The following is a 13,909-nucleotide window of genomic DNA, read 5'->3' on the forward strand; positions in this document are numbered from 1 at the left end:
CTCCTTTTTTGTTTGCGATTTTTAACTTGTCACTACAGCACCATTGCCGCAATCCAGCCAAACACCAGAAGCGGTATGTTGTAGTGAATAAACGTTGGAATAACACTGTCTCTAATGTGGTCGTGTTGACCATCGGCATTAAGACCTGCCGTTGGGCCTAATGTGGAGTCAGAAGCTGGCGACCCTGCATCACCTAACGCCGCTGCTGTGCCAACCAGTGCGATTGTTGCTGCAACTGAGAAACCAAATGTCAGTGCGAGTGGCACGTAGATAGTGGCAATAATCGGAATGGTCGAGAACGACGAGCCGATCCCCATGGTAATAAACAAGCCTACCAATAACATTAAGAAAGCAGCCAGTGCTTTATTGTCACCAATAATATCGGCTAATGAGCTAACCAAAGTGCTGACGTCACCCGTCTCTTTCACCACTGCTGCAAAGCCGGCTGCTGAAATCATGATAAAACCAATGTTGGCCATCATACGCACACCTTGGTTAAACACATCTTGGTCAGCTACGTGCTTTAGTGCGCCAGAAAAGCTAAAAATGATAAAACCAATCAATGCGCCAAAAATCATCGAACCAGTGTATAGCTGAGTTGCTAATGTTGCTAACACTGCCACAACAGCAATTGCTATATTACGCGGGTTAACGCCTTCTTCTGGTTCAGCAGTCAGAATAAGCTCCTCTTTGTACTCGCGAGGTTTACGGTACGAGATAAACACTGCCACCAACAAACCACAAATCATGCCCAATGCCGGTAATAGCATTGCCTGTGGGATCTGCGAGCGTACGGCTTCAAGACCATTGGTATTAAGGTTAGCAAGCAAAATGTCGTTGAGGAAAATACCGCCAAAGCCAACGGGTAAAATCATATAAGTAGTGACTAGACCAAAGGTCAGTACACAGGCGACTAACCTTCTATCGAGCGACAGTTTCGACATCACATGAAGTAATGGTGGGATCAATATTGGGATGAATGCAATGTGGATCGGGAGCAAGTTCTGCGATGAAACTGCCATAGCCAAAATAGACAGCAATAAAACCCAACGAACACGGTTGTAGTTAGTTTTAGATTGCTCTCCACCAAGTGCACCAATCACTTTACGGGAAATTAAGGTGGTTAAACCTGAATGAGATAGGGCAACAGCAAAGGCACCTAGCAAGGCATAGCTCAGGGCGATTTGAGCGCCTCCACCTAGACCGGTATTAAAGGCGTCTACGGTGTGTTGTAGATCCATGCCGCCAACCAAACCAGCAACTAATGCGCTAATGGTAAGAGCAATAACAACGTTCACTCGTGCAAGGCTCAATCCTAGCATCAAGCAAACGGCAATAACGACTGCGTTCATAATAAGCTTTATCTTTTTCTTATATTCAAAGTTGCTACTATTTTTGCCTGTTAACCAGCGTGATGTCCAGCGTGAAAGGGCGATATATTGATTTGGATGCGAGTTGTGAACTGAGTGTAGGGCTAATTGCTGTCAAAGTGTGAATACCACTACCGGCTATGTGGACTTGCTGGCTGCATAATGTTCAGTTAACAGAATAAATATTCAAAAAAGTGATATTGCTCTCAAATAGCTTGAATGAAGTCAAACACTGCCTATAATGCCTTTAGATTTAAAACGAAAAAGCGTTTTTAGCAATCCATAGATGGAGAAATAAAATGAGTGTATTAGTAGGCCGTCCGGCTCCTGATTTTACTGCAGCTGCGGTACTTGGTAATGGTGAAATTGTAGATACCTTTAACCTTTCTGAAGCGATAAAGGGTAAGCCAACCGTCGTATTCTTCTACCCACTAGACTTTACATTTGTATGTCCTTCAGAGCTGATCGCATTTGATCACCGCATGGACGAGTTCAAGAAACGTGGCGTTGAAGTTATCGGTGTTTCTATCGATTCTCAGTTTACACACAATGCATGGCGTAACACTCCAGTAGACAAAGGCGGTATTGGCCAAGTTCAATACACGCTTGTTGCTGACGTTAAGCATGAAATCTGTAAAGCATACGACGTAGAGCATCCAGAAGCTGGTGTTGCTTTCCGTGGTTCTTTCTTAATCGACAAAGAAGGCCAAGTTCGTCACCAAGTGGTTAACGATCTTCCACTAGGTCGTAACGTTGACGAAATGCTTCGCATGATCGACGCACTTCAGTTCCACGAAGAGCACGGTGATGTTTGTCCTGCTGGTTGGGAAAAAGGTGACAAAGGTATGGACGCATCTACAGAAGGTGTTGCTTCTTACCTAAGCGACAACGCTGATCAGCTTTAATCGCTGCGTTTAGCTGTTAGTTGATAAAAAAGCCGCGTTTAATCGCGGCTTTTTTGTGTCTGCGATTTGGTGCTAATGGATGGTTACCCTTCGATCCACTGCTAAAACCCGCCGGTAAGGAGCATTTTTGGCTTCTTTTGGATTACCCGCCTTGAATTCGTTCGCTAAAACACTCTGAGTAGATCAACTTCATATTCCTATTGGTATTACGTGGCAAGTAATGGGATTTACTCGAAGAGATGAAACTCTGTTCTAAAGTCGCTAAGTAAATAGCAATGGCTCAGGGTTGAATCTGTGAGTGTTTTGTTTCTAACAAATACGTTAATTTTGACTTTTAAAAAGAGACGACTAATTTACAGTCATGCTTTAGCAGTGTTAGCTTGTACGATAAGCACTTAGTTACCAATAACATGATCAAGCGACTAATGAATAAATTATTAGAGAAATAAGGTTGGCATGCATAGAACGATTACACTATCAGAGTACGTAAAAAAACGTAATGGCGTGGCTCTTGGCGCATCAGGCTCAATGGTTAATATGTTGAAACGTTCGTTAGGTGCGAGTTCGTTCTATCTATTTTGGCAGTATTGGAACCCCATTTGGGGTTACTATCTTTCGCGTAACATAATGAAGCCATTAAGCGAACGGTTGCCTCTATGGTTAGCCATTATTTTAACTTTCGCTGTGAGCGGAGCATTGCACGATTTAGCGATAACTTTGGTTAAGTGGCAACTAACGTTCTTTTTTACACCATGGTTTTCCTTAATGGGTATTATTGTTTTACTTACAAAGAAGTTTGCTATTTCATACGGTGAGTATCGTTGGCTGATTCGAGCATTGGTAAACTTATCACTGATTGCAGTCAGTTTAGTTTTAACTCGTCAATACGCTTAACCATAACTTGAGATGATTGTATTAATATTCCACTCGGTTTCGTGTTAGCAAACAGCAAACAGCAAACAGCAAACAGCAAACAAACACCTAAATGGACTAGGTTAGCTTATTAGTAAATTAAACCAATTCACCCTTTTATTAAGTATTTTGCTACCGATAATCATACTCTCTGTGGGATTAGAGCTTTCCGAATTGACGATTATACTGTGGCCAATGATGGTTGGCTGAATTGCTTTGGATGGTTAAATCAGCGGGATTAGCGATTACATTTATATCGGCTTCATGATTTTACTGAATGTGCCAATGTATTTTCTTACGGTAAATTTGCTCCGTGCTATCTACCAAAAGTGCCGCCATTCAGCCCTGTAACAAGTTTATGAGAGTGGTGGAGCTTAAGACAATTTAGTTCAGTAGTGAAGCTCACTCTGTTCTATATAAAAGCTATTTATTCCTCTAAATTCAATTATAAAAAAACCGCATTGATTGCGGCTTTTTTGTATCTAGTATTACAAGCGAACCTTACGATTAATCTTCAGGTTTGACTTCAGTTTCCGCTAGTTCTTCTGACTTAGATTCATCGGCAATGTATGGCCAGCCACCGAGTGACTTCCAGCGATTTACGATTAGGCAGAACAGCTCTGCGGTACGCTCGGTGTCATACAAGGCTGAATGGGCTTCGCGGTTATCAAATGGAATGCCAGCCATTGCACAGGCTTTCGCTAACACTGTTTGGCCGATAGCAAGACCTGCAAGTGCGGCTGTATCGAAAGTGGCGAAAGGGTGGAATGGTGTGCGTTTTAGGCCATTACGCTCGATGGCTTCGCTGACAAAGCCGTGATCGAAGGCGGCGTTGTGCGCCACAATAATACTGCGATGACATTCAGAAGCTTTTTGTGCTTTTTTGACCTCTTTGAAAATCTCTAAAAACGCTTCTTTTTCGCTAACCGCACCGCGTAATGGATTCGTTGGATCAATACCATTAAACGCTAAGGCTTCAGGCTCAAGATTTGCACCTTCAAAAGGTTCGATATGATAATGCAGTGTCTTGTCTAGTTGAAGCACACCATCATCATCCATCTTTAACATAGTGACTGCAATTTCTAGTAGCGCGTCGGTCTTTGAATTGAAGCCGGCGGTTTCAACATCGATAACCACCGGAAAATATCCTCTAAAGCGGTTTTTCAGTTTGTTGTGCTCGCAGATGTCAGTCATTAAATTATCCAAAAAGTTAGCAGGTGCCTATTATGGGGCAACTGATAATGACTGTCATGTGCGTTTGCTGGATTTATAAGCTAAAGAAAGATAATTCTTTGCCGATAGAGAGAAGTAACCCAATTATGGAGAGTGGTTTTATGCGGTTTAGTGTTCTTTTTGCATCATTACTTTGCTTACCTTTTTTTGCCAACGCGGATCTCAAGCAATATGTTGCTTCGCTAGAAGAGTCTCAGTGGCGCGTAAGTGGTAATAATCCAGTGATGTGTCGCTTGGAGCATGATATTCCCTCTTATGGTAAAGCGGTATTTACCAGCATTGCTGGTAAAAACCATAACCTCAATTTCACCCTTGATATGTGGGTTAAACCAGATCAAGTGACTCAAGCTAAATTAATGAGCATGGCACCAGCATGGCGACCGGGCGTGGTATCTAAAGAGATCACTGAGCTGACTTATCAAAAGTACTTTAGCGGCGAAGTACCGCGTAATGCTGCATGGTCAATGCTGGCAGAGCTTGAAAGTGGCATGCAGCCGACCTTCTATTACGCCGATTGGTACAACCAAACCAATAAGATTGCCGTGGGGTTATCTGCGGTGAATTTTAGACGCCAATATGCGCAGTTCAAATCGTGTCTATCATCATTACTGCCATACTCTTTCGAAGATATCGCCTTTACGGTGCTGACCTATGAATCTGGTGGTACTGAACTGACCCGTTATGCCAAAGCACAAATAAATAAAGTACAAGAGTATTTAGCTTACGATCAAAATGTAGATTTAGTACTGATTGATGCTTATACCGATAGCTATGGTGGCCGTAGCGCTAACGAGCGGGTGTCGGTGCAACGCGCTGATTCGGTTAAAGATCTGTTTGTCGCTAGCGGCATCCCCCAAAGTCGTATTCATACAATGGGGCACGGTGAGCGTCGACATGTGGCCTCAAATCAAACCATTGACGAGCGTGCAAGAAACCGTCGCGTGGTGATTAGAATAAGTAAACCTCTGTAAACCAGCATTCGGTGCATCAATTAGTTAAGCCCTGCCTTTATTGCAGGGCTTTTTTATACCTTAAGCATTTTTAATCGTGGCAGTAAAATTTAGGTAAAAAAAAGCCCGCTTACATAAGTAAGCGGGCTGCAAAAATATTTGATTTGCAATCAACAAATTGAAGGAAGGAAGTCAAGCTAAGAACCAGGGATGAAACTTCCGTGGATAACCACCAAAGTTTAAGAGTTCTTTGTTTCCAAATCTGCCAGGCAGACACTTCCTGAAAACGAGACGAATTATAGAGCCAGATTTGATTACTGACAAACTAGAATAATTTAATATATGGATTAGTTTTGCTAATGCTGGAAAAGGCTGGGTTTGCTGGTTTTCGCAGCCTATTAGCGTATTTGTGAGTCGTTAATCACGTTTCCTGCATAATTTCACTTAATATAAAATTAATCTATGTTACTAAATTATTAATGGCTGAACAGTGACATAAATGAAACTAGGGCGACAACAAAATTTTGCGCTGGTTTTTTTTAATTTGTATAGTGCATTTTGAAAATGGCTAATAATGCCAGCTTAATAAAAAAGCCTACCTAGTAAACATTGTTGTTAGGTGTGACTACGGATAGGTGAATCAGGGATACAAACCATGCGAATTAATACTTTATCAGCTAAAAAGCCGTTATTGGCTCTCGGCTTTGGCTTAGCGTTAGCAGGTTGTCAGACGCCATCTGTTGATGAGTCTACAACTGACACTCTTATACAAAACCAAGACAGCGTCGTTGAAACTATTCACGGCGTAGCGGTTGCAGATCCATATCGCTATTTAGAAGTTGAATCAGACAAGACTCATCAATGGGTGAAGCAACAACAGCAAGAGGGTAAAGCTTATTTATCCGCCATTGAAAACAAGCAAGCGATTGTTGACCGTATTACAGAGTTGTGGAATTTTGAAAAAATCTCTGCACCGAATGAAAAGGGGAGTAATACTTTTTATTATCGCAACAACGGGCTGCAAGCACAGTCTGTTTTGTTTGTGAAAGATGCTTCTGGCAATGAAAAAGTGCTGCTCGACCCAAATACTTTCTCAGCTGACGGCACTATCGCGCTTTCGGGTACATCGGTGAGTGACGACGGTAAAACATTGGCCTATGGCGTGTCGAAGTCGGGTTCAGACTGGCAGACATGGCACTTTGTCGATATAGCGACAGGCAAAAAGCTCAACGATCAATTAGATTGGATCAAGTTCTCTAGCGCAGTTTGGAACAGTGATAACAGCGGCGTGTATTACGCTCGTTATGATGCACCTGAGGGTGGTAACGCGCTTGCTGATGTTAACTTTAATCAAAAAGTGTACTTCCATAAGATCGGCAGCGAGCAGTCTCAAGACACTTTAGTTTATGAAAGACCGCAAAACAAAGATTGGGGTTTTGGTATTGAAGTGACTGATAAAGGCGATTATTTATTGCTTTATATCTCTCAAGGAACAGACAGCCGTAATCGTTTTTTCTATAAGTCGCTTAAACAACCACAAGCAGAAGTGGTTGAACTTATTCCTGATTTAGAAGCGGAATACAGCTTTATTGGCAATGACAAGTCTACTTTCTATTTCAAGACTGACTATCATGCGCCTAATGGGAAAGTGATTGCCATTGATGTTAACAACAGCGCCAAGGACAATTGGAAGACCATTGTTCCTGAGCTGAAAGATCCAATCAGCAATATTGCGATTGTTAATGATCATATCGTCGTCAGCTACTTGCATGATGTACTAGGCAAGCTAACCATTTACAGCATGAATGGCGATAAACGCCAAGATGTAAAACTGCCAGGAAAAGGTAAGGTTGCAGGCCCTTATGGTAAGCGTAGTAAAGATTACTTCTACTACGTTTTTAATAGCTACACTCAGCCACAAACGACTTATAAGTTTGATTTTAAGACGGGTGAGTCAACACTTTATTCAAAACCTACCGTATCATTTGATCCTGACAACTACACTTCTGAGCAGGTTTTTTATACCAGTAAAGATGGTACAAAAGTACCGATGATGATCTCATACAAGAAAGGCATGAAGAAAGACGGTAATAACCCGACGCTTTTGTATGCTTATGGCGGCTTTGCGATTTCATTAACGCCACGCTTTAGTCCTGCCAATATAGCTTGGATGGATATGGGCGGTGTTTATGCAGTGCCAAACTTACGTGGTGGCGCTGAATATGGCGAAAGCTGGCATCAAGCAGGTATGTTCGATAAAAAGCAGAATGTATTTGATGACTATTATGCCGCTGCTGAATACTTAATCGACCAGAACTACACTAATAGCACAAAGCTTGGTGCTTATGGTCGTAGTAACGGTGGCCTATTAATGGGGGCGGCGTTAACTCAGCGTCCTGAACTATTTGCTGCTGTGTTGCCTGCTGTTGGTGTACTGGATATGCTTAGGTTCCAAAAGTTCACTATTGGTTGGGCTTGGACCAGTGAGTATGGTAGTGCCGATAATGCAGAACAGTTCCCAGCATTATATGCATACTCGCCGTACCACAATGTTAAAGCTCAATCTTATCCAGCCACTATGGTGATGACAGCAGATCACGACGACAGAGTTGTGCCGCTGCATAGCTTTAAGTTTGGCGCCATGATGCAAGAGAAGCAACAAGGCGATGCGCCTGTGATAATGCGCATTGAATCTAAAGCGGGCCACGGCGCTGGTAAACCGACAGCGATGAAGATTGATGAGTTTGCCGATATTTATAGTTTCCTTTGGCACAACTTTGGCTTGACTGTGCCGGCTAAAATCGCGCAATAAAGTGAGATGCAACTGAATGAAAAAGGCAGCTTAGGCTGCCTTTTTTATGCTCTGAATATGTCGTGTTTCAGTAAAGTGCTCACTAGATTAATATCACTCTACCTGTGGCTGTTGGTAGCCAGTACATGCCGAGCAAGTGCGCATTTTTAACTCTTTTGAAGACAGATGTAATAATCCCTTAAGATTATTAACAAAATTTTATGAAGATGGCTAAGGCTTATCACATATCGCCATTCACAATTGCATATTGGCTAGGTATAGTAGGCCTCTTATTTTGTCTCATTAATTGGCGATCTTATTTTATGTTTCGTTGGCCTATTTCCGTTTACTACGAAGATACTGATGCCGGTGGTGTTGTTTACCACTCAAATTATTTGAAGTTTTTTGAGCGCGCTCGTACGGAGTGGTTGAGGTCCATGGGCGTCAGTCAAACAGCACTACTCGCCGATGATATTGCCTTTGTTGTTAAGCGCGCAGCACTCGATTTTTGTAAAGCAGCGCGTTTTGAACAGAACCTTATGGTTGAAACCGAGGTCATACAACTTAAGAAAGCGTCGTTGACATTTAAACAGCGTTTAATTGATGAGCAGGGCGTTACGTATTGCGAGGCAGAAATATTAGTTGCCTGTATCGCATTATCGCGTATGAGACCCAAAGCCATTCCCCTAAATATTGCCCAGGAGTTTAACGGTGGAAGCTGATATTTCGTTTATTGGATTATTTTTACAAGCAAGTCTTTTAGTTAAGTTTGTTATGCTGACCTTGCTTAGTTTGTCTATTGCTTCTTGGGCGGTGATCCTTCAACGCCGTAAATTATTAACAGCAGCAAAAACTGAAGCACTTAAATTTGAAGATAAGTTTTGGTCTGGCGTTGATCTCAACAAGCTTTATCAAGAGTTGTCGGCACGCCAAGATCGTAATGCAGGTCTTGAAGCACTGTTTGTAACTGGCTTTAAAGAGTACGCCAGACTGAACAAACTTAATGGCCGCGTCCCTGAAGCTGTTATGGATGGCAGCTACCGAGCAATGCGTGTGTCACTTTCAAGAGAGCTCGAAAAACTCGAAACGCATTTACCACTGTTGGCCACCATTGGTTCAACCAGCCCGTATATCGGTTTGTTTGGTACAGTATGGGGGATCATGAACTCCTTTATCGCATTAGGCGCTGTTGAGAACGCCACGCTAGCTATGGTTGCACCAGGTATTGCTGAAGCATTGATTGCAACCGCGATGGGTCTATTTGCGGCTATTCCTGCTGTAATCGCCTACAACCGTTTCTCGACTCAAGTTGAAAAGATAGAGATGTCTTACGCCAACTTTATGGAAGAGTTCTCTAGCATCTTGCACCGCCAAGCGTATAGCGAGAAGGAACAGGCATAATGCATCAAGGCTACCAAAGGAAGCGCCGTCGCCCGGTTGCTGAAATTAATGTGGTGCCCTATATCGATGTGATGTTGGTACTGTTGATTATCTTTATGGTGACAGCGCCAATTGTCACTCAAGGCGTTAAGGTCGATCTACCTCAAGGTGCGGCGGAGTCATTGCCTGCTGATAGTAAACCACCGGTTGTGGCTTCAATTGATGCCATGGGCGAATACTATTTAGATGTAGGCAGTTCCAGCACCAAAGAGGTTCTTGAGCTGGACGAAGTTGCCATTAGGGTCGGAGCTATAATTCAATTAGAGCCAGAACGTCCCGTGGTCGTAAAGGCCGATCGTTCAATCCCCTATGAGAAAGTGATTCAGCTAATGGTGACATTGCAAGGCGCGGGTGTGCCGTCGGTTGGATTGATGACCGATTCGCCGGAGGATAAGTAGTGGCGGTTAAATCAGAATTAACTATTCCGCTGTCAATTTCAGCTGGAATTCATATTGGCGTGATAGTTATCTTAGCGCTAGGCGTTGATTTCTCAGATAAACCCAAGCCACAACCTCAAGCGAGTGCGCCCGCTGTACAAGCTGTAGTCGTTGACCAGCAAAAAGTGGCAGAGCATGTTGAAAAGTTAAAAGCACAGAAACGTGAAGCGGAGCGAAAAGAAAAAGCGCGTCAAGATGATGCTGACAGACGCGTTCGTGAAGCACGTAAAGAGCGTGAACGTGAACAGAATCGTATTAAAAAACTGGAGCAAGAGCGAAAGCAAAAAGAGATTGAAACTAAAAATGCCAACGATGCGGCTAAGGCTGCGCAGTTAAAGCAGAAGCAGGAAAAAGAGAAGGCCGCTAAAGCTGAAGCTGCTCGTAAGCAAAAGGAAAAAGAGCGCCAAGCTTCAGAAGCTGCAGCTAAAAAAGCTGCGGATAAGCGTAAAGCCGAGGAGGCCGCAGCCTTAAAAGCTGAAAATGAACGTAAGCGTAAGGCTGAAGCTGAACGTAAACGCAAAGCCGAAGAGCAAGCGCGCCGTGAACAAGAGCAGATGATGCAAGACGCTTTAGCTGCCGAGCAAGCAGCGCTTTCACAGACTCGTAATAAAGCCGTGATGAGTGAAGTTCAGCGTTATACCTCGATGATCAGAGCGACCATTCAGCGTAACTTAGTTGTCGATGAATCAATGCGGGGTAAAAGTTGTCGAGTCTTTATCCGCTTAGCCAATGATGGCTTTGTGACAGCGAGTAAAATCTTGGATGGCGATAGCGTAGTGTGTCGGGCGACTAAAGCAGCGATTAATAAAGCTGGGCGTCTACCCGTTTCAAGCGAACCAGATGTATATAACAAGCTAAAAGAAATTAATTTAACAGTTCAACCCGAGTTCAATTAAAGGAATCACATGAAGATTTTTGGGAAATGGTTACTCGCTAGCCTACTTATATGCAGCATGCCTGCAAAAGCGGCATTGGATATTGTGATCACCGAAGGTGTTGATGCTGCAAGACCTATTGCCGTTGTTCCTTTTGTTTGGCAAGGCACCGGTCCTATGCCTTCGCAAATATCGGATGTGGTTATGTCTGATCTTGCTCGTAGCGGCACATTTAGCCCATCAGATGAGCTAAGCTTGCCACAACGTAATATCAGTACCTTGGCTCAATTTGACGCGAAGGCGTGGATGGCGCAACCAGCTGAAGCCGTAGTGATGGGCTCGATTAAGCCTTATGGCGCCGATAAATATTTAGTTAGCTTTCAGTTAATTGATTTAGTTAAAGCGCAATTACAATCGGATGCAGGTCCTCAAGCCGCTAACGATTTAGTGATTGATAGCCGTGAGACAGTAATTAGTGCTGCTCAATTTCGTCAGTATGGTCACCGCATTAGTGATGTGGTTTATGAAAAGTTAACCGGTATTCGCGGCGCTTTCCTTACTCGTATAGCTTATGTTGTTGTTAAGCATGGTGAAAAATCACCCTATCAATTGATGATCTCTGATTACGATGGTTATAACGAACAGATGTTATTACGTTCTCCTGAGCCATTGATGTCGCCGTCATGGTCACCAGATGGACAGCAGCTTGCTTATGTTAGTTTTGAAAACCGTAAAGCAGAAGTGTTTGTGCAGAATATTTATACTCAGGCACGTAAGAAAGTGACTAGTTTTAATGGTATAAATGGTGCGCCGGTATTTTCACCTGATGGTAAAAAACTCGCAGTGACGCTTTCTAAAGACGGCCAGCCAGATATTTATGTGGTTGATATCGCCACTGGTGCGCTAAAGCGTGTGACGAATCATTACTCCATCGATACCGAGCCATCATGGTTCCCGGACGGTAAGTCTTTATTACTGACTTCTGAACGAGGCGGGCGGCCACAGTTGTATCGTGTATTTTTGGACTCAGGTAAGATCTCTCGCTTAACTTTTGAAGGCGAGTGGAACCTAGGTGGTTCAATCGCGCCAGATGGGCGCAGCATTGTTTTTGTAAATCGTACTAACGGTAAGTTTAATATCGCAAGAATGGATCTTGAAACACGATTTATGCAGGTTTTGACGAGTACTAGACTCGACGAATCTCCAAGCCTAGCACCAAACGGTACTATGGTTATTTACGGAACAACATACCAAGGTAAACAGGTATTGGCGGCGGTTTCTATGGATGGACGATTCAAGGCCAGATTACCCGTCGGTCAAGGTGAAGTGAAATCACCTTCTTGGTCACCATTTCTCTAACTATAAAGATTAAGGATTTAAAAATGGATCTGAATAAGCTATTTAAAGCCATGTTAGTCGTACTTCCTATTATGGCTCTCAGTGCCTGTAGCTCGACTTCTGAGTCTGAAACAGATGCAACTAGCTCAACGGAATCATCTTCATCAACGGGTTCTGCCAATAACGGTGTTGAAACAGGTGGTGTTGCACCTGTGCTGACTCCTGCAGAGCAGCAGCAACTTAAGTTTCAAGAGCTAAGAAAAGAGCACATCATCTATTTCGATTTTGATCGCAGTTCTGTTTCGCAGCAATTTGCTGAAGTGTTAGAAGCTCATGGTGACTACCTTGTAGAACACCCAAATGTTCGCGTGATGATTGAAGGCCATGCTGATGAGCGTGGCACACCTGAATACAACATCGCATTGGGCGAACGACGTGCTAAAGCCGTTGCTAAGTACCTTCAGGGTATGGGTGTACAGCCTAGCCAGATGAGCGTTGTAAGCTACGGTGAAGAGAAGCCAATGGATCTGTCTCGCACTGATGATGGTTTTGCAAAAAATCGTCGCGCTGTGCTTGTATACTAATTTTAGGTAAAAGGTTTACCCTATGAAATACGCCGTGATATCAGCGGCAATCATCCTGGCAAGTGCAGCACATGCTGCACCTGCTCCTGTTGAGGATGTTGCTGGTGGCTCTTCAGACGACAGAGTGGCTCGTCTAGAGCGAATTGTAAAAGCAAAACAGCAAACTGAATTTGCTATGCAACAACGCTTAGAAGCGTTGCAGCAAGAAGTCCTCGATTTGCGTGGATTAAGTGAACAGCAGTCTTATCAAATTGAACAGATGCTACAAAGGCAGCGTCAGCTCTATGAAGATATCGCTAATATCTCAAGTAAGCCTGCAGCGGCTGTGAGCATAGCAAGCAGCAATAGCACCACCACGGCAAGTTCAACTTTAGGCGAAACTGCCAGTTATGAACAAGCTGTAAACTTAGTGCTTAAAGAGAAGAAGTACGAAGCCGCTATTCCAGCTTTTGCTCAGTTTATCGAAAATTATCCAGATTCAAGCTATGCACCCAATGCAAATTACTGGTTAGGGCAGCTACTCTATAATAAGAGTGAGTTTGTTGGAGCCACCAAAGCTTTTACGACAGTTGTTGATAAATTCAAGGATTCAGGTAAGCGTGGTGAAAGTTTAGTCAAGCTGGGTATGATTTCTGAGAAGACTGGTGATAAAGCCAAAGCGAAAGCTTATTACCAGCAAGTTGTGAAAGAATATGCTAACAGTGCAGCTGCCCGCATTGCACAGCAGCAACTTTCAGCACTTTGATTGCGATTTATTCAAAAAACAATCTCTTAGACTGTTTTTCATGCAAACGATGAAAAATGGGAAATTTGCACTTGCATGAGCAAATGAAAAAGGTATTATAGGCGCCCTCAGAGAGACACCGTCTTTCGGAGGGTATCTAAGCGAATTGTTTAGTTAATCTAAACTAAGCGCTAATGATATAAGCAATACCAGAAAGGGCTGTTAGCTCAGTTGGTAGAGCAGTTGGCTTTTAACCAATTGGTCGAAGGTTCGAATCCTTCACAGCCCACCACTTCTGAGGTGGATTTGTTTCAAAACAAATGAATTCAGAAATGTAATACCATGTAGGG

General features: G+C 43.2%; 13 protein-coding genes and 1 tRNA gene. 12 read left to right on the plus strand and 2 right to left on the minus strand.

Annotated elements, in window-relative coordinates; all coding sequences use genetic code 11:
* Positions 1-32 precede the first annotated feature (32 nt).
* Entirely contained in the window at positions 33-1,352 is a 1,320-nt protein-coding gene (locus tag AB4135_RS11340; protein WP_371992946.1) for a Na+/H+ antiporter family protein, read from the minus strand.
* 317 nt (positions 1,353-1,669) lie between these two features.
* On the opposite strand from AB4135_RS11340, the gene AB4135_RS11345 reads away from it, so the two are divergent.
* Positions 1,670-2,275: a peroxiredoxin gene (locus AB4135_RS11345; protein WP_248975337.1), complete on the plus strand. Its 606-nt coding sequence runs from the start codon at positions 1,670-1,672 to the stop codon at positions 2,273-2,275.
* A 456-nt stretch (positions 2,276-2,731) separates the two neighbouring features.
* Positions 2,732-3,169, plus strand: a complete 438-nt coding sequence (locus AB4135_RS11350) for an acyltransferase (RefSeq protein ID WP_371992948.1) — start codon at positions 2,732-2,734, stop codon at positions 3,167-3,169.
* A gap of 525 nt (positions 3,170-3,694) precedes the next feature.
* Here AB4135_RS11350 and rnt read toward each other — a convergent pair.
* Positions 3,695-4,381: a ribonuclease T gene (gene rnt, locus AB4135_RS11355; protein WP_371992950.1), complete on the minus strand. Its 687-nt coding sequence runs from the start codon at positions 4,379-4,381 to the stop codon at positions 3,695-3,697.
* A 140-nt stretch (positions 4,382-4,521) separates the two neighbouring features.
* Here rnt and AB4135_RS11360 point away from each other — a divergent pair, with 140 nt between their 5' ends.
* The 10 genes from AB4135_RS11360 (at position 4,522) to AB4135_RS11405 (ending at position 13,851) form a co-directional block, all read left to right on the plus strand.
* The gene (locus AB4135_RS11360; protein WP_371992952.1) at positions 4,522-5,391 is read left to right on the plus strand and encodes an OmpA family protein; all 870 of its coding nucleotides are present in this window, start codon (positions 4,522-4,524) and stop codon (positions 5,389-5,391) included.
* A gap of 634 nt (positions 5,392-6,025) precedes the next feature.
* Positions 6,026-8,182: a prolyl oligopeptidase family protein gene (locus AB4135_RS11365; RefSeq protein WP_371992953.1), complete on the plus strand. Its 2,157-nt coding sequence runs from the start codon at positions 6,026-6,028 to the stop codon at positions 8,180-8,182.
* A 302-nt stretch (positions 8,183-8,484) separates the two neighbouring features.
* The gene (ybgC, locus tag AB4135_RS11370; protein WP_371992955.1) at positions 8,485-8,883 is read left to right on the plus strand and encodes a tol-pal system-associated acyl-CoA thioesterase; all 399 of its coding nucleotides are present in this window, start codon (positions 8,485-8,487) and stop codon (positions 8,881-8,883) included.
* Complete coding sequence (gene tolQ / locus AB4135_RS11375; RefSeq protein WP_220736217.1) at positions 8,873-9,562, plus strand: protein TolQ; 690 nt, start codon at positions 8,873-8,875, stop codon at positions 9,560-9,562. The genes ybgC and tolQ overlap by 11 nt, the downstream gene beginning before the upstream one ends.
* A complete protein-coding gene (tolR, locus tag AB4135_RS11380; protein WP_020911971.1) occupies positions 9,562-9,999 on the plus strand; it encodes a protein TolR in 438 nt (145 codons plus the stop codon). The genes tolQ and tolR overlap by 1 nt, the downstream gene beginning before the upstream one ends.
* Positions 9,999-10,934, plus strand: coding sequence for a cell envelope integrity protein TolA (gene tolA / locus AB4135_RS11385; protein ID WP_371992958.1), 936 nt, complete (start codon positions 9,999-10,001; stop codon positions 10,932-10,934). Before tolR ends, tolA begins: the two co-directional genes overlap by 1 nt.
* Before the next feature lie 9 nt (positions 10,935-10,943).
* Complete coding sequence (tolB, locus tag AB4135_RS11390) at positions 10,944-12,272, plus strand: Tol-Pal system beta propeller repeat protein TolB (RefSeq protein WP_371992960.1); 1,329 nt, start codon at positions 10,944-10,946, stop codon at positions 12,270-12,272.
* A 23-nt stretch (positions 12,273-12,295) separates the two neighbouring features.
* On the plus strand, positions 12,296-12,835 hold the full coding sequence (gene pal / locus AB4135_RS11395; RefSeq protein ID WP_371992961.1) for a peptidoglycan-associated lipoprotein Pal: 540 nt from the start codon (positions 12,296-12,298) through the stop codon (positions 12,833-12,835).
* 22 nt (positions 12,836-12,857) lie between these two features.
* The gene (ybgF, locus tag AB4135_RS11400; protein WP_371992962.1) at positions 12,858-13,580 is read left to right on the plus strand and encodes a tol-pal system protein YbgF; all 723 of its coding nucleotides are present in this window, start codon (positions 12,858-12,860) and stop codon (positions 13,578-13,580) included.
* Between the two features lie 195 nt (positions 13,581-13,775).
* Positions 13,776-13,851 (plus strand) — tRNA-Lys (locus AB4135_RS11405).
* Positions 13,852-13,909: the final 58 nt, after the last annotated feature.

The organism is Shewanella sp. 10N.286.54.B9 (assembly GCF_041468565.1).
Classification (GTDB): Bacteria; Pseudomonadota; Gammaproteobacteria; order Enterobacterales; family Shewanellaceae; genus Shewanella.

Excerpts from the sequence above, each read along its gene's own strand:
- AB4135_RS11350 (WP_371992948.1), top strand. The coding sequence starts at position 2,732 with ATGCATAGAACGATTACACTATCAGAGTACGTAAAAAAACGTAATGGC.
- ybgF (WP_371992962.1), top strand. The coding sequence starts at position 12,858 with ATGAAATACGCCGTGATATCAGCGGCAATCATCCTGGCAAGTGCAGCA.
- pal (WP_371992961.1), top strand. The coding sequence starts at position 12,296 with ATGGATCTGAATAAGCTATTTAAAGCCATGTTAGTCGTACTTCCTATT.
- AB4135_RS11345 (WP_248975337.1), top strand. The coding sequence starts at position 1,670 with ATGAGTGTATTAGTAGGCCGTCCGGCTCCTGATTTTACTGCAGCTGCG.
- AB4135_RS11360 (WP_371992952.1), top strand. The coding sequence starts at position 4,522 with ATGCGGTTTAGTGTTCTTTTTGCATCATTACTTTGCTTACCTTTTTTT.
- tolB (WP_371992960.1), top strand. The coding sequence starts at position 10,944 with ATGAAGATTTTTGGGAAATGGTTACTCGCTAGCCTACTTATATGCAGC.
- tolR (WP_020911971.1), top strand. The coding sequence starts at position 9,562 with ATGCATCAAGGCTACCAAAGGAAGCGCCGTCGCCCGGTTGCTGAAATT.
- ybgC (WP_371992955.1), top strand. The coding sequence starts at position 8,485 with ATGTTTCGTTGGCCTATTTCCGTTTACTACGAAGATACTGATGCCGGT.
- AB4135_RS11340 (WP_371992946.1), bottom strand. The coding sequence starts at position 1,352 with ATGAACGCAGTCGTTATTGCCGTTTGCTTGATGCTAGGATTGAGCCTT.
- AB4135_RS11365 (WP_371992953.1), top strand. The coding sequence starts at position 6,026 with ATGCGAATTAATACTTTATCAGCTAAAAAGCCGTTATTGGCTCTCGGC.
- rnt (WP_371992950.1), bottom strand. The coding sequence starts at position 4,381 with ATGACTGACATCTGCGAGCACAACAAACTGAAAAACCGCTTTAGAGGA.